Genomic DNA, 14634 nt, shown 5'->3' on the forward strand with positions numbered 1-14634 from the left:
GGGCCCCGCAGATCTCATGCTGGACCTCAACCGAGTCGAGCGAGCAGGGCGATGACCCAGCGGCACCTCGGGCGCATCGGCAACCCAATCACGATCACCGACACCCGGAGGGTGGACCAGTGAGCGACGAGCAATGGTTCTACTGCCTCAAGCACGGCACCGTGGAGACCGCCGACGGCTGCCGGTCGGCCGACCGGCTCGGTCCGTACCCGGACAAGGCCACCGCGGCCCGCGCGCTGGAGATCGCCAAGGAGCGCACCGAGTCCGAGGACCGCAAGGACCGTGAGTGGAACGCCGGGGGCTCCGGGGCGTCCTGAGATGAGCGCGTCGAGCGACGGAGGCCGGGTCGTCGTCGTCACCGGCGGGAGCCGGGGGATCGGGCGGGCGGCGTGCGCGGCGTACGCGGCCCGCGGCGACACCGTCGTCGTCGCCAGCCGCAGGGCCGAGGCGTGCACCGCGCTGGCCGCGGAGCTGACCGCGGAGCACGGCACGCCGGCACTGGGCGTCGGCTGCCACGTGGGCCGCTGGGCGGACTGCGACGCCCTGGTGGACCGGGTGCTCGCCGAGTACGGCCGCATCGACGTGCTGGTCAACAATGCCGGGATGTCCCCGCTCTACGGGACGCTCACCGAGGTCACCGAGGAGCTGTTCGACAAGGTCCTCGCGGTGAACCTGCGCGGCGCCTACCGGCTCGGGGCCCGCTGCGGGGAGCTCATGGCCGCGGCGGGCGGCGGCGCGATCGTGAACGTCTCCTCGGTCGCGGCGGTGATGCCGGGCCCCGGCGAGCTGCCCTATGCGCTGGCCAAGGCCGGGCTCAACGCCCTGACCGTCGGGCTCGCCCGCGCCTACGCGCCGTCGGTGCGGGTCAACACGGTGATGCCGGGCCCGGTCCGGACCGACATCGCCGAGCACTGGACCGAGGAGTTCCATACGCGGATCGCCGGCACCGTCCCCGCCGGACGGGTGGGGGAGGCCGCTGAGGTCGTCGGCGCGATCCTCTACCTGACCGGCCCGGACGCCGGCTACACGACCGGCGCGACGATCAAGGTCGACGGCGGGATGGCGTGGTCGACGTGAGGTCCCCGGCCGACGTCGTCGACCGTGCCGCGCTCGGGGCCTGGCTGCGCGACCAGGGCCTCGGCAACTGGTCCGGCGAGCAGGAACCGGTCGGCGGCGGCACCCAGAACGTGGTGCTGCGCACCGTCGTCGACGGCAGGCCGCTGGTCCTGCGCTCCCCGCCGGTGCACCCGCGGCCGGGGTCGGCCCGCACCATCGCCCGTGAGATCACCGTGCTCGGCGCGCTGCGCGGCACCGACGTGCCGCACCCGGAGCTCGTCGCCGCCTGCACCGACGCCGAGGTGCTCGGCAGGCCGTTCTACCTGATGTCCGACGTGGACGGCGTCAACCCCGGCGAGCGGGTCTCGCCCGAGCAGGCCGCGACCACGGCGCTGAGGCACGGCGCGGTGCTCGACGTGGCCCGGGCCGCGGCACGGCTGGGACGTCTCGACCCGGCCGCCGTCGGGCTCGACGGGCTGCGCCGCCCCGGCCCGTTCCTGGAACGGCAGGTGCCGCGCTGGACCGAGCAGCTGGCGTCCTACTCCGAGGTGCCCGGCTACGACCCGGGCGACCTGCCCGACGTGGCCGTCGCCGCGGACTGGCTGACCCGTCACCGGCCGCCCGAGCCGGAACCGGGCGTCGCGCACGGGGACCTGCACCTGAACAACGTGCTGCTGGACCGGACCCGGCCTCGGGTGGCCGCGCTGGTCGACTGGGAGATGTGCACCGTCGGCGACCCGCTGCTCGACCTCGGCTGGCTGCTGGTCACGTGGCCGGTCGACCCGGTCGGGTTCGGCGCCGGGACCGAGCTCGCCGGGTACGGCGGGCTCCCCACCCGGGCCGAGCTCGTCGCCGCCTACGCCGACGCCGGCGGCCGCGACACCACCGGCACCACCTGGTACGCGGGGCTGGCCGCGTTCAAGCTCGGCGTCGTGCTGGAGGGCACCTGGGCGCGGGTCGCCGCGGGCGAGGCGGACCGCGCGGTGGGGGAGCGGCTGCACGGCGCGGCCGTCGCGCTGCTGGAGCTGGCCGTGCGGATCGCCCGCGACGAGTGGGCCGTCAGCGCGGGGTGAGCCGCACCGGGATGCCGCCCACCGGCACCGGCAGCGAGGTGTTGTCCCAGCGCAGCCGGTAGGACGGCTCGACGCTCCACCGGTAGCGGCGCAGCATCTCGTGCAGGATCGCGGTGACCTCCAGGGTCCCGAAGTGCAGCCCGATGCACTTGTGCACGCCACCGCCGAACGGGATCCACGCGTCGCGGTCGGAGCGGTCCTCGCGCCGGTCCGGGCCGAACCGCTCGGGGTCGAAGCGCTCCGGGTCGGTCCAGCAGGACCGGTCGTAGTGGTTCACCGCCTGCGCGACGACGACCCGCGTCGCCGCCGGCACGTGGTGCCCGGCGACCGCGGTGTCCTTCACCGCCGTCCGCATGACCAGCGGTACCGGCGCGTCGAGCCGCAGGGCCTCCCGGATCACCAGGTCCAGCGAGGTCAGCTCGCGCAGCTCGGCCACGGTCGGGGCGCGGTCCCCGATCCGCTCGGCGAGTGCGTCGGACTCGGCGCGGCAGCGCTCCTGCCAGACCGGGTGGCGCGCGAGGTGGTGCGCCGCCGACGCCGTCGTGGTGGTCGACGTGTCGTGCGCGGCCATCATCAGGAAGATCATGTGGTTGACGACGTCGTCGTCGGAGAACGTCTCGCCGTCGTCGGTGCGGGCGTGGCACAGCGCGGAGAACAGGTCGGTGCCCTCGCCCGCGCGCTTGGCCGCCAGGTTCTCCCGGAACCAGTTCTCCAGCACCACCCGCCCGCGCAGCCCGCGCCGCCACCGGGTGCCGGGCAGGTCCTTGCGGACGAAGGAGTTCGCGGCCCGGACGCAGTCGACGAACGCCCGGTTCACCGCCTCGGCCTCCGGCCCGGAGCGGGCGTCCATGAACACCGCCTGCGCGACGTCCAGGGTGAGCCGCTTGAGCGCCGGGTAGAGCCGCAGCCGCTCCGGCCAGGTCGGCAGCACCTCGCGCACGACGGGGGTGGTCGCGGCGACGTAGCTGGAGATCCGGTCGGCGGTGAAGGCCTCCTGCATGATCCGCCGGTGCGCGCGGTGCTCGTCGAAGTCGAGCAGCATCAGGCCGCGGTGGAAGAACGCGTCGACCGTCGCGCGCCACCCCTCCTGGGAGAACGCCTTGTCCCGGTTGGTGAGCACCTCCCGGGTCGCGGCCGGGCCGGTCACGACGATCGCCCGGCCGACCGGGGACCGCATCCACCACACCGGGCCGAGTGCCTCGGTGCGGGCGCGGGTGAAGCGGTGCCCGAACCGGATGTAGGCCAGCGCGTGGCCGAGCAGCGGCATGCCCTCGTCACCGGGGACCTCGGCCAGCCCGTGCGGTGCCGGGCCGAACGGCGCGGGACGGTGGCTCCGGGCGCCGGTGGCGAGCAGCGCGTCGTCGAGCCGGTCGGGCGCGGGCAGGGTCAGGACGGACGACCAGCGCTCACGCGCCTGCTGCACCAGCTTCACGGTATTGCTCCTCGGGCCTCGACGTCGGTGTCCCCGCCGAAGTTAGACACATCCGGCAGAACTGTCCAGGTGATGGACGGGTCGTGTCATGATGTCTTCCATGAGCGAGCGGCGGACGATGGCGCGGCGGGCCCGCGACGAGCTGCGCGGTGAGGTCCTCGACGTCGCCGAACGCCTCGCGGTCGCCGGGGAACGCCCGTCGATGCCCGAGCTCGCCCGCCGGGTCGGGGTCAGCAGGCAGACCCTCTACAGCGAGTTCGGCGACCGTGACGGCCTCGCCGCGGCCCTGATGCTGCGCGCCACCGACCGGTTTCTCGACCGGATCGAGGCCGCCCTCGACGGAGAGTCCGACCTGTACTCGGCCTGGGTCGCCGCGGTCGACGCCGCCCTCACCGAGGCGGGGGAGAACCCGCTGATCAAGGCCCTGCTCAGCGGCGACGCGGCGGTCCCGTCCGCGTTCGGCGCCGACTCCGGTCCGATCATCGCGGCCGCGGCCGAGCGGTCCGCGGGCTACCTGCGCCGGGTCAGGCCCGGGGCCCGCGAGCAGGACGTCCGGCTCGCCGCCCAGACCGCCGCCCGGCTCACCGTCAGCCACATGGTGCTGCCCACGGGCCCGGCCGCGCGCTCGGCGGCGGACATCGCGACGGTGGTGGTGCGGACGCTCGGCGACGCCCAGCTCCGGACGGCGTCGCCCGCCCCGCGGGGCAGCCGCGGCACGTCCGGCGCCACCACCAGCGCCGGCCCCGCCGGAACCGTCAGCTGACCATCACCACGTGCAGTGTCCGCGGCCCGTGCACGCCCTCCACCCGGTCCAGCTCGATGTCGCTGGTCGCGCTCGGCCCGCTGATCCAGGTGTGCGGCCGCGCCGGGTCCAGCGCCGCCACCGCCTCCGGCACACCGGCCACGACCTGGTCGGCGCGGATCACGCAGACGTGCAGGTCGGGGACCAGCGTCGCGGCGCGCCGGCCCTGGCCCGGACCGTGGTCGAGGATGATCGTGCCGGTCTCGGCGATGCCGACCGCGGCCGTCGACAGCACGCCGTCGCAGCGGTCCAGCTCCGACACCGCGACGTCCGGCCCGTCCGGGACGACCTCGACGTCGTCGGGCACCAGACCGGCCGGGAAGCCCGGCGGCACCAGGATCCGCAGCGGGCCGGAGCCCGCGAGCGGGGACCGGCCGGCCAGGGCACCGGCGACCCGCGCCGCCGCGGTGCCCGGGTCCGCCCGCTCGACGACGGCGCGGTAGTCCGCGACCCGCTCGTCGAACAGGTCGACGACCTGCGCGTGCGGCAGCGACCGGTCGGGGACCGGCCGGACCACCTCGACGTCGAGCACCGGCTCGACGTCGGGCACGTCGGTCAGGGCCCGCCGGGCCTTCGCCAGGATCGCCTCGCGCGCGCTCATGCCCCGTCCCCGTTCCTGCGCCCGCCGTCGGTGTCGTCGCTCCGGCTCCGCCCGCCGTCGGTGTTGTCGCTCCGGCTCCGCCCGCCGTCGGTCCTGGTCCACCACTCCCGGAAGGACTCGGCTGCCGGTACCGGCACGTCGCGCGAGTCGGACCAGGCGCTCGCCGGGCCGGGGACCGCACCGAGGATGCTGCGCCCACCGGGCGCGGTGCGGCCCAGCCGTCCGGCCAGCTTCCCGCCGATCCCGGCGACGCGTTCGGCCGCGCCGGTGCGCGCGGCCGAGGACAGCGTCCACGACGCCGCCTTCATCGCGACGTCCTGCACCGACGGCACGCGGCTCGCCTTCCGGTGGGCGTCGACCACCTCGGCGCGCAGGTGCACCAGCACCTCGGGGATGTCGATGCGGACCGGGCAGACCTCGAAACACGCCCCGCACAGGCTGGACGCGTACGGCAGCGAGTCGGTCTGCGGGTCGGTGCCCACCCCCCGCAGCTGCGGGGTGAGGATCGCGCCGATCGGGCCCGGGTAGACCGAGCCGTAGGCGTGCCCGCCGGTGCGCTCGTAGACCGGGCACACGTTCAGACAGGCCGAGCAGCGGATGCAGCGCAGCGCCTGCCGCCCGGTCGGGTCGGCGAGCACGTCGGTGCGGCCGTTGTCCAGCAGCACCACGTGCACCTCCTGCGGCCCGTCGCCGGGGGTGACCCCGGTCCAGGTGGAGGTGTAGGGGTTCATCCGCTCCCCGGTCGAGGACCGGGGGAGCAGCTGCAGCATCACGTCCAGGTCCTGGAAGGTCGGCAGGACCTTCTCGATCCCGACCACCGACACCAGCACCTCGGGCAGGGTCAGGCACATCCGGCCGTTGCCCTCGGACTCGACGACGGTGAGCGTCCCGGTCTCGGCGACGGCGAAGTTCGCCCCCGACACCGCCACCTTCGCCCGCAGGAACTTCTCCCGCAGGTGCTCCCGGGCCGCGGCGGCCAGGCGCGCCGGTTCGTCGGTCAGGTCCGCCGGGGCGGCGCGCCCGGCGCGGCCCATCTCGCGCAGGAAGATCTCCCGGATCTCCGCGCGGTTGCGGTGGATCGCCGGGACCAGGATGTGGCTGGGCAGGTCGTCCCCGAGCTGCACGATCAGCTCGGCGAGGTCGGTCTCCCAGGCGTGGATGCCCGCGGCCTCCAGCGCCGAGTTCAGGTCGATCTCCTGGGTGGCCATCGACTTGACCTTGACGACCTCGTCGGTGCCGTGCCGCCGCGCGATGTCGACGACGACCGCGTTCGCCTCGGCCGCGTCGCGCGCCCAGTGCACGGTGGCGCCGGCCGCCGTCAGCGACCGTTCCAGCTGCTCCAGGTAGTCGGGCAGGTGCCGCAGCACCCGGTTCTTGATGGCCTCACCGGCCAGGCGCAGCTGCTCCCAGTCGTCGACCTCGCCGACGACGTTGCCGCGCTTGGTGCGGATGGTGGACGTGGCGTGGGCCAGGTTGCGGCGCAGCTGGGAGTCCTCCAGTGCGGCGCGCGCCGCCGCCGGGAACGCCGGTGTGCCGAGGAACGTGCCGCTCATCGGACCGCCTCCGTCGTCGCGTCCGGGACCGCGCTGCCGACGCTCGTCGGGTCCGCGGCCCGCTCGGTGCGCCGCTCGACCACGGGCTCGGTCTGCGCCAGCACCTCGGCCAAGTGCATGACCCGCATCCCCGACCGCTGCCGCGACAGCAGCCCGCCCACGTGCATCAGGCACGAGTTGTCCCCGGCGACGAGCACCTCCGCGCCGGTCGAACGGACGTGGCGGGCCTTGTCGTTGCCCATCGCGATCGAGGTCTCGGAGTTCTTCACCGCGAACGTCCCGCCGAACCCGCAGCACTCGCCCGAGCCCGGCAGGTCGAGCAGGGTCAGCCCGCGGACCGCGCGCAGCAGCCGGGTCGGCCGGTCGCCGACCCCCAGCATCCGCAGCGAGTGGCAGGTCGGGTGGTAGGTGACGCGGTGCGGGAAGTAGGCCCCGACGTCGGCGACGCCGAGGACGTCGACCAGGTACTCGCTCAGCTCGTACACCGGCGGTGCGGACTCGACGCCGCGGACCAGGCCCGGGTCTCCGGAGCGGCGCGCGACCAGGCCGTGCTGGTGGCGCACCGAGCCCGCGCACGACCCGGACGGCGCGAGGATCGCGTCGTACCCGGCGAAGGCGTCGAGGTGGTTGCGGACGAGCGGGACGGCCTCGTCGAGGTAGCCGGTGTTGACCATCGGCTGCCCGCAGCAGGTCTGCGCGGCGGGGAACTCGACGTCGACGCCGAGCCGGCGCAGCAGGGACACGACGGCCCTGCCGGTGTCCGGGAACAGGGCGTCGTTGAGACACGTGACCATGAGGCCGACGCGGGGCCGGGGGATCGGCATGGCGCCTCCGGTGAAGTGGTGGGACGGAGGGTGTGGTCCGACCAAGGTAGCGGTATGGTCGGACCACACACAAGCAGGAGGACGACGTGCGTGTTCCCGCCGCCCACGAGATGGTGCTCGCCCACGTCGAGGAGCGCCTGACGAGTGGCGAGTGGCGCCCGGGGGACCGGCTGCCGCCGGAGCGCGAGCTCGCCGCGACGCTGGGCGCGTCCCGCCAGGCGGTCCGCGAGGCACTGCGGGTGCTGCAGGCCCAGGGCGTGATCCGCTCACAGGTGGGCACCGGCGCGGACTCCGGGACGGTCGTCGTGCCGGCCCCGGCGCGGGCACTCGGCCGGGTGCTGGCCCTGCACCTGGCGGTCGACTCGTTCCCGGTGGACGACGTCACCGAGGCCCGGGTCATGTTCGAGCGGTTCTCCGCCGGGCTGGCCGCGCGCCGGCGCTCGGCGTCGGACCTGCTGGAGTGGACGGCCGCGCTGGACGTCATGGACGACGACCTCGACCCGGCCGCCTTCAGCGACGCCGACATCGCCTTCCACGTCGCGATCGCCGCGGCGGCCGGTAACCGCCTGGTGGGGGAGCTGACCCGGGCGATCCGGGAGTCGGTGCGCGGGATGCTGCTCGACGCGATGCAGACCCAGGGGGACTGGCCCGCGCTGCGCGAGCGGCTGCGGGCCGAGCATCGGGAGATCCACGCGGCGCTCGCCGACGGCGACGGGACGCTGGCCGCGGACCGGATCGAGGCGCACATCCGCGCCTTCCACGGCCGGGTCGGACCTGCCTAGGCTCACCGCCGTGACCACCTCCGACCTGCCCGACGCCGCCGTCGTCGCGGTGTCCGCCCGGTACCGTCGCGAGTTCGCCGACCTCGTCTCCTCACTCGACGCCGCGCAGCTCGCGGCGCCGAGCCTGTGCGCCGGGTGGGACGTGCGGACCGTCGCCGGGCACCTGGTGTCCGCGCTGACCACGACGGTGCCGTCGTTCCTGGTCCAGGTGCTGCGGGCGCGCGGGAACGTGGACCGGGCGGTCGACCGGGCCGCGCGGCGGGACGCCGCCCGCCCGGTCGAGGAGCTGGTCGCGGTCCTGCGCGACCGTGCCGACAGCTCCTTCGCCCCTCCCGGCATCGGTGCGCGGGGCCCGATGACCGACGCGATCGTGCACACCGCCGACGTCACCGTCCCGCTCGGGCTGCCGTTCGACCCCGACCCCGTCGACGTGCGCATCGCGCTCGACTTCGTGGTCGGGACGGTCCCGCTCGCGTTCACCACCCGGCGCCGGCTGGCGGGCCTGCGGTTCGTCGCCGACGACGCCGGGTTCGCGCGGGGCGAGGGCGCGGAGGTCCGGGGACACGGCGTCGACGTCCTGCTGGCCGCCTGCGGACGCCCGGCCGTGCTGGACCGGCTGACGGGGGACGGCGTCGCGACGCTCGCCGCCCGGCTGACCGGGCGCTGACGCCGCAGTCCTCCGGTCATCCCGCATCCGTCGCCCCGGTCGACGCGTCGCTCCGTTCACGCGTCGCTCCCGCGGCCGGTCCAGGCGCCGGTCCCGCGTCCCGTTCATGTGCGCCGAACCGGAGAACGCGCGCTCGATCGGGCGCGCGTTCTCCGGCCCGGCGAGCGGACCGGTGTGCGGGGCCGCGAGTGGCCCGGCGGGCCGGTGACCGGGGGACCGGATCGTGTGGGGTCGGGGCACCGGCGACCGGTGGGTCAGGCGTTCGCGTCGCGGTGCAGGCCCAGCAGGTGGACGTAGGCGGCGGCCGACAGCGGGATCGAGTTCCGTTCGGCCTCGCCGAGCTCGCGGCGTACCTTTCCCGGCACCCCGGCGACCAGCGACCCGGGCGGTACGACCGTGCCCTGGGTGAGCACCGCGCCCGCGGCGATCAGCGACCCGGCGCCGACGTGCACCCCGTTCATGAGTACCGCGCCCATGCCGATCAGCACGTCGTCCTCGACGGTGCAGCCGTGCACGACGGCGCGGTGGCCGATGGTGACGCCGTCGCCGATGGTTGCGGGGAAGCCGGGGTCGGCGTGCAGGACGGAGCCGTCCTGGACGTTGGTGCGGGCGCCGAGGGTGATCGGTGCGAGGTCGGCCCGGATCACGCACGTGTACCAGATCCCGGTCTCCGGACCGACGCTCACCTCGCCGGCGAGCACGGCGCCGGGCGCCACCCAGGCCTGCTCGTGGACCTGCGGGGTGTGGCCGTTCACGGTGATCATGGGATCAGCCTAGGGCGGTCTCGAACGCGGCGAGGACGTCGTCGCTGAACAGGACGAACCGGACCTCGGTCACCGCGGTGCCCGCCTCGGCGACCTCGCGGACGGTGGCGACGGCGATCCGGGCGGCGTCGGCGACCGGCCACCCGTAGACCCCGGCCGAGACAGCGGGGAACGCGACGGTCCGGGCGCCGAGGGAGTCGGCGACCCGCAGCGACTCGCGGTAGGCGCTCGCCAGCAGCGCCGAGCGGTCCACTCGCCGCGCGTACACCGGTCCGACGGTGTGGATCACCCAGCGGGCGGGCAGGTCCCCGGCGGTCGTCGCGACGGCCTGTCCGGTGGGGAGCCCGTCGGGCAGGTCGACGGCGCGCAGCCGCTCGCACTCGGCGAGGATCGCGGGCCCGCCACGCCGGTGGATGGCGCCGTCGACGCCACCCCCGCCGCGCAGGCCGGAGTTGGCGGCGTTGACGACGGCGTCGACCCGGGCCTCGGTGATGTCCCCGCGCTCGCAGACGATCCTCATGCGCGTGCCTCCTCGCGCAGCCGACCCAGCAGCGGGATGGCCGCGATCTTGTCCTCGGTGAGCGAGTCCCAGACGATGCCGCCGTCCGGGCGGGACCGCCGGTGCTCGCGGCAGTCGACCACCCGGTCCGGGGTGACGACCAGGTCCACCGGGGCGTCGTGCGAGGCCCACGGGATCACCCCGGCGTCGCGTAGCTGCAGCTCGTGGACCGTGGTGACGACCAGCGTGTCGTCGGAGATCAGTCCGGCCTCGCGGGCCAGTGCGAACTCCAGGTCGGCGAACCCGCCGCCCTTGCCCAGCCGCGCCCCGTCGGCGCCGACCGCAACGCAGCCGGTGACGACGAGGTCGACCGGCTCCAGGTCCGCGACGGCGACCCGGCGCGCCGACCGGGTGGCGTTCTTGATCGACACCGCCAGGCGCGGCGGGTCGGCGAGGTCGTCCGGGTCGAGCAGGAAGAACGGGTCGGCCTCGGCCAGCTTCGGGACGGCCATGTAGACGGTCTTGCCGTCCTCCAGCGCGTACCGGCGCACCGGGAGCTGCGCGGAGTCCGGGTTGGACTTCACGGTGCGGGCGGCCCGCCACACGTCGAACTCGCGCAGCCGGCGCGCCGCGGCCTCGGCCCCGACGAAGTTCGAGATCCGGTTGCGCGCCCCGGGGAACCGCGCGGCCTTCTGCTCGGTCAGCGCGGTCCACACCTCGTCGCGCAGCTCGGCCTTGCGGGCGAGGGTCCCGGGGTCGCCCCCGGCGTCGTGGTCGTGGCGGCGGCTCATGCCCGCGACCCTGCCAGGCCGCCGGTCAGTGCTTCCGCAGGGCCTCGATCAGCTCGTCCTTGGTCATGTCCGAGCGGCCCTCGATGCCGACCTTCTGCGCCTGGGCGTAGAGCTCGTCCTTGGACTGGTTCTCGTAGTCTCCGTGCTCGCCGCCCCGCTTGCCGACGGTGTCGCGTCCCTCGGCGGCCGCGGCGTTCGCGATCCGCGCGGACTTCTCCTTGGAGTTGCCCTCCTCGCGGAGGCGCTCGTACATCTCGTCGTCCTTGATGCTGCTCGCCATGGCGGTCGACTACCCGCCGAGCAGCTCGGCCAACCTGTCCAGCAGCGGCACCTGCCCCTTCACGATCTTCTCCCGGGCGGTGGTGAGGTCGAACCACGCGGCGCGGTCCAGCTCGGGGAAGCGGAGGGTGCGCCCGGAGCGGGGCGGCCACTCCAGCTCGACCCAGCTGCCGTCGTCGGGACGGTCGGCGACGGCGTCGGCGCCGGTGAAGCCGGACCCGTCCAGCGCGAAGGCGGTGACGGACTTGCGGGACTGGCGGACCGTGCCGAGCCCGACCGGCTCGCCGTCGGGCGGCGGGGCGCCGATCTCCTCGGTGAACTCGCGGCGGGCGGCGTCGAGCGGGTTCTCATCGGGGCCGTGCTCGCCCTTGGGCATCGACCAGGCATGGTCGTCCTTGCGGGCCCAGAACGGCCCACCCATGTGGCCGAGCAGCACCTCAGGGCCGCCCGGCCCGGCCCGGTGCAGCAGGAGTCCGGCGCTGGTCACGGGAGGCACGCGGGGATCATCCCAGACGGGCCGGCCGGTCGAGCCGGTGCACGTGGGCCAGCGGAGGGTCGGCCGGGTTGTCCGGGGGCAGCTCCCCGGTCGCGACCCGGCGGAAACCGGCCTTCTCCAGCGCCCGGCACGACGCGCGGTTGCCCGCCGCGACCGGGACGACCACCGCCGTCGCCTCCGGGTAGCGCTCCCAGCCCTCGGCGACGGCGGCGGCGATGATCCGCGGGCCCAGCCCGCGCCCGGTCAGCTCCACCGGCCCGATGAGGTAGTCGACGGTCAGCGCACCGTCCGGGATCGTCAGGATCGGCGCGATCGCGGCGACCTCCTCGGGGTAGTCGTGCCAGCGGGCGCGCTGGACGAGCCCGACCGGGACACCACCGAGCTCGGCGACGAGGTCCTCGCCCGGTTCCTCCCCGCACAGCCCCGCCCCGAAGTCGCGTTCGAGCGCCTCGTCGGTGGTCTCGTGGAACCACCACCGGTGCACGTGCGGCGCGGCCAGCCAGCGCCGCAGGAGGGCCAGGTCGGCCCGCACCAACGGGCGCAGGGTGACAGGGGCGTCGAGCGACGGCCCGTCGGCCGGTGTGACGGACGGCGGCACGGGCGCGAGCGTAGCCGCGCCGCGGCCCGCCGCCGAGCGGTGTCCTCCTCCGCCCGGACGAGGACGGGCACGGTGGGCATCTCGTCCTCGCTGCGGATCCGGCCGTACCCCGGCCCGCCTAGGGTCGTGTTCCGATGGAACGCCATCGGACGAGGGGGACGACGATGACGAGCGACCACACCCGGCGGGCCGCACCGACGGGGGACGGCGGGTCCGCCGCGGACCACGGGGACGGATCCGCCCCGGCCGACCCCGGAGCGGCTCCCGCACGGACCCGGTGGTGGCGGCGCGACTACAGCCCGGAGGAGATCGAGGCGGGCAAGCAGGCCTGGCGCGACGCGATGCCGTGGGACCACCCGATGTCGCGCGGCGACAAGGTGCTCGTCTTCTCCACGCTCGGCCTGCTCGTGTTCATGCTGGTGACGATGCCGCTGCGGCCGTTCCTGCTGGCGTCGCACCCGGTGTGGCTCGCCGCGGTCACCGGCAGCCTCTCCGCGGTCGGCGCGGGCGCGGCGTTCGCCCGGATCGGCGAGGCGGACCTGTGGGTCGTCATCACCGCCGGGGTGTTCGGAATGATCAAGTTCGACTGGCTGTTCTGGCTGGCCGGGCGCCGGTGGGGCGAGAAGATCGTCGCGCTGTGGGCGCCCGGTGACCTCGCGAAGCGGTTCGTCGGCCGGATCCGCAGCTGGCCGCGGTGGGCGATGCCGATCGCCGTCGTCGCGGCCGCGCTGCCCGGCATCCCGGCCGCCGCGGTGTTCGCGGTCGCCGGCCTGGGGAGGATGCGGCTCGCGACGTTCCTGCTCTTCGACGCGATCGGCGCCGCGCTGATCACCGGGCTCGTCGCCGGGCTCGGCTTCGGCCTCGGGCAGGACGCCGTCGACGTGGTGCTCGCCGTCGACAAGTACGCGTTGTGGATCAGCCTGGCGCTGGTCGTGTTCGTGTCGGTCCAGGCGAGCCGCAGGCAGAAGCAGCAGGCCCCGCCCGCCGCGTGACGGTGCCCGCGCCGCCTCGGGACCTCAGGTCCCGAGCCGCTGCTGCAGACCGCTCGCGCGGCCGGCCGGGCGGCCGATCGCGGCGCGTACCGCTTCCTCGGTGCCGATGATCCGCACGGACTCCTTGGCCCGGGTGACGGCGGTGTAGAGCAGCTCGCGGGTCATCAGCGGCGAGTCCGCGGGCGGGAGCACCACGGTGATCCGCTTGAACTGGCTGCCCTGGCTGCGGTGCACCGTCATCGCGTGGACGGTGCCGACGCCGCCGAGGCGTGCCGGTTCGAATGCGACCGGGGCGTTGTCCCGGGCGAACACCGCGCGGCGCCCCGACGCGGTCCGGACCACCACGCCGGTGTCACCGTTGAACAGGCCCAGGTCGTAGTCGTTCGTGGTGACCAGCAGCGGGCGGCCCGGGTACCAGGGGGCCTCGGCGGCGAAGCCGGGACGCTCGGTCTCGATCCATCGCTCGATCTCCGCGGTCCACCGGGTCACCCCGTGCGGGCCGCGGCGGTGCGCGCAGAGGACGCGATGGTCGTCGAGCACCCGCAACGCCTGCTCGGCGTCCCCGGCCTCGGCGGCCCCGATCACGTCCACCGCGGCCCGGGTCACGTCCTGGCGGAACGTGTCCAGCCGGCGCGGCTCGAGCTCGGCCGCGTCGCCGTCGACGAAGGACAGGTCGGCCGCGCCGCGGCGCAGCAGCGCGACGGCGGTGTCGGGGTCGTCGCCCTGCACGGCCGCCGCGAAGTCCGCGATCGTGCCGTCGAAGCGCCAGTTGCGCTCCAGCCGCACCACCCCGTTGCGCACCACGACGGGCGGGCCCGGCTCGGCGGGCGCGGGGGCGCCCGCGGCGCCGGAGGCCGGCACGGGCCGGTCCACGCAGAACGCCCCGCAGGCGCTCAGCGCGTCCTGCAGGGCGGGCTCGGCCCGGCCGCCCGCGGCGGCGAGGTCGCCGAGCACCGCACCGGCCTCCACCGACGCGAGCTGGTCCGGGTCCCCGACCAGCACCAGCCGGGCGTCCGGCCGGACGGCCTCCAGCAGCCGCGCCATCATCGTCAGCGACACCATCGACGTCTCGTCGACGACCACGACGTCGTGCGGCAGCCGGTTGCCCCGGTGGTGGCGGAACCGGCCCGAGGTGCCCCGCGAGCCCAGCAGCCGGTGCAGCGTCGACGCCGTCGCCCCCGCGACGGCGGCCCGGTCGGTCTCCGGCAGCCGCCCGTGGGCCTCGGCGACGGACTGGGTCAGCCGTGCCGCGGCCTTCCCGGTCGGCGCGGCGAGCGCCACCCGCAGACCCGGTGCCCCGGGCGGGGCGGTCGCGCGGTGCAGGTCGTGCAGGACGGCGAGCAGGGCCGCGACCGTCGTCGTCTTGCCCGTGCCGGGGCCGCCGGCGATCACGGCGACCGGCCGCAGCGCGGCGACCGCGGCGGC

At 75.3% G+C, this 14634-nt stretch carries 18 protein-coding genes; 7 read left to right on the top strand and 11 right to left on the bottom strand.

The features are described from left to right. The first annotated feature begins 119 nt into the window (after positions 1 to 119). The 3 genes from NH602_RS18400 to NH602_RS18410 are packed head-to-tail and all read left to right on the top strand — an operon-like array spanning position 120 to position 2129. Entirely contained in the window at positions 120 to 317 is a 198-nt protein-coding gene (locus NH602_RS18400) for a hypothetical protein (protein WP_073574504.1), read from the top strand. A gap of 1 nt (position 318) precedes the next feature. Further along, positions 319 to 1077: an SDR family NAD(P)-dependent oxidoreductase gene (locus NH602_RS18405; RefSeq protein WP_253068430.1), complete on the top strand. Its 759-nt coding sequence runs from the start codon at positions 319 to 321 to the stop codon at positions 1075 to 1077. Continuing rightward, the gene (locus NH602_RS18410; protein ID WP_253068431.1) at positions 1074 to 2129 is read left to right on the top strand and encodes a phosphotransferase; all 1056 of its coding nucleotides are present in this window, start codon (positions 1074 to 1076) and stop codon (positions 2127 to 2129) included. Before NH602_RS18405 ends, NH602_RS18410 begins: the two co-directional genes overlap by 4 nt. Here NH602_RS18410 and NH602_RS18415 read toward each other — a convergent pair. Next, complete coding sequence (locus NH602_RS18415; protein ID WP_073574507.1) at positions 2116 to 3561, bottom strand: cytochrome P450; 1446 nt, start codon at positions 3559 to 3561, stop codon at positions 2116 to 2118. The genes NH602_RS18410 and NH602_RS18415 overlap by 14 nt on opposite strands. Before the next feature lie 100 nt (positions 3562 to 3661). Here NH602_RS18415 and NH602_RS18420 point away from each other — a divergent pair, with 100 nt between their 5' ends. Beyond that, on the top strand, positions 3662 to 4324 hold the full coding sequence (locus NH602_RS18420) for a TetR family transcriptional regulator (RefSeq protein ID WP_253068432.1): 663 nt from the start codon (positions 3662 to 3664) through the stop codon (positions 4322 to 4324). Here NH602_RS18420 and NH602_RS18425 read toward each other — a convergent pair. The 3 genes from NH602_RS18425 to NH602_RS18435 are packed head-to-tail and all read right to left on the bottom strand — an operon-like array spanning position 4317 to position 7341. Then, a complete protein-coding gene (locus NH602_RS18425; RefSeq protein WP_253068433.1) occupies positions 4317 to 4964 on the bottom strand; it encodes an LUD domain-containing protein in 648 nt (215 codons plus the stop codon). The genes NH602_RS18420 and NH602_RS18425 overlap by 8 nt on opposite strands. Continuing rightward, positions 4961 to 6517: a lactate utilization protein B gene (locus tag NH602_RS18430; protein WP_253068434.1), complete on the bottom strand. Its 1557-nt coding sequence runs from the start codon at positions 6515 to 6517 to the stop codon at positions 4961 to 4963. Before NH602_RS18430 ends, NH602_RS18425 begins: the two co-directional genes overlap by 4 nt. Beyond that, positions 6514 to 7341, bottom strand: a complete 828-nt coding sequence (locus tag NH602_RS18435; RefSeq protein WP_253068435.1) for a (Fe-S)-binding protein — start codon at positions 7339 to 7341, stop codon at positions 6514 to 6516. The genes NH602_RS18430 and NH602_RS18435 overlap by 4 nt, the downstream gene beginning before the upstream one ends. A gap of 86 nt (positions 7342 to 7427) precedes the next feature. On the opposite strand from NH602_RS18435, the gene NH602_RS18440 reads away from it, so the two are divergent. Together NH602_RS18440 and NH602_RS18445 are read left to right on the top strand one after the other, a co-directional pair. Continuing rightward, positions 7428 to 8123, top strand: coding sequence for a FadR/GntR family transcriptional regulator (locus tag NH602_RS18440; RefSeq protein ID WP_253068436.1), 696 nt, complete (start codon positions 7428 to 7430; stop codon positions 8121 to 8123). A 10-nt stretch (positions 8124 to 8133) separates the two neighbouring features. Next, complete coding sequence (locus NH602_RS18445; RefSeq protein WP_253068437.1) at positions 8134 to 8790, top strand: maleylpyruvate isomerase family mycothiol-dependent enzyme; 657 nt, start codon at positions 8134 to 8136, stop codon at positions 8788 to 8790. A gap of 254 nt (positions 8791 to 9044) precedes the next feature. Here the strand turns inward: NH602_RS18445 and NH602_RS18450 are convergent, their stop codons facing one another. Genes NH602_RS18450 through NH602_RS18475 form a run of 6 tightly spaced genes read right to left on the bottom strand, consistent with a single transcriptional unit; the run spans position 9045 to position 12217 of the window. Continuing rightward, on the bottom strand, positions 9045 to 9554 hold the full coding sequence (locus tag NH602_RS18450) for a gamma carbonic anhydrase family protein (protein WP_062395857.1): 510 nt from the start codon (positions 9552 to 9554) through the stop codon (positions 9045 to 9047). A 4-nt stretch (positions 9555 to 9558) separates the two neighbouring features. Next, positions 9559 to 10074: an O-acetyl-ADP-ribose deacetylase gene (locus tag NH602_RS18455; protein WP_253068438.1), complete on the bottom strand. Its 516-nt coding sequence runs from the start codon at positions 10072 to 10074 to the stop codon at positions 9559 to 9561. Continuing rightward, positions 10071 to 10844, bottom strand: a complete 774-nt coding sequence (locus tag NH602_RS18460; protein WP_253068439.1) for a 5-formyltetrahydrofolate cyclo-ligase — start codon at positions 10842 to 10844, stop codon at positions 10071 to 10073. The genes NH602_RS18455 and NH602_RS18460 overlap by 4 nt, the downstream gene beginning before the upstream one ends. A 25-nt stretch (positions 10845 to 10869) precedes the next feature. After that, the gene (locus NH602_RS18465) at positions 10870 to 11124 is read right to left on the bottom strand and encodes a Rho termination factor N-terminal domain-containing protein (protein WP_253068440.1); all 255 of its coding nucleotides are present in this window, start codon (positions 11122 to 11124) and stop codon (positions 10870 to 10872) included. 9 nt (positions 11125 to 11133) lie between these two features. After that, positions 11134 to 11610 (bottom strand): NUDIX domain-containing protein, encoded by a 477-nt coding sequence (locus NH602_RS18470; protein ID WP_374210202.1) that lies wholly within the window; start codon positions 11608 to 11610, stop codon positions 11134 to 11136. Positions 11611 to 11626: 16 nt separating this feature from the next. Further along, positions 11627 to 12217: a GNAT family N-acetyltransferase gene (locus NH602_RS18475; protein ID WP_253068442.1), complete on the bottom strand. Its 591-nt coding sequence runs from the start codon at positions 12215 to 12217 to the stop codon at positions 11627 to 11629. A 164-nt stretch (positions 12218 to 12381) separates the two neighbouring features. Between NH602_RS18475 and NH602_RS18480 the strand changes: the two genes are divergently transcribed. Then, the gene (locus tag NH602_RS18480) at positions 12382 to 13209 is read left to right on the top strand and encodes a DedA family protein (RefSeq protein WP_073574530.1); all 828 of its coding nucleotides are present in this window, start codon (positions 12382 to 12384) and stop codon (positions 13207 to 13209) included. A gap of 24 nt (positions 13210 to 13233) precedes the next feature. On the opposite strand, the gene recD is transcribed toward NH602_RS18480, so the two are convergent. Beyond that, positions 13234 to 14634 (bottom strand): exodeoxyribonuclease V subunit alpha (gene recD / locus NH602_RS18485; protein ID WP_253068443.1); only part of this gene is annotated, 1401 nt, incomplete at its 5' end.

Source organism: Pseudonocardia sp. McavD-2-B, assembly GCF_024124365.1.
Taxonomy (GTDB): Bacteria; Actinomycetota; Actinomycetes; order Mycobacteriales; family Pseudonocardiaceae; genus Pseudonocardia; species Pseudonocardia alni.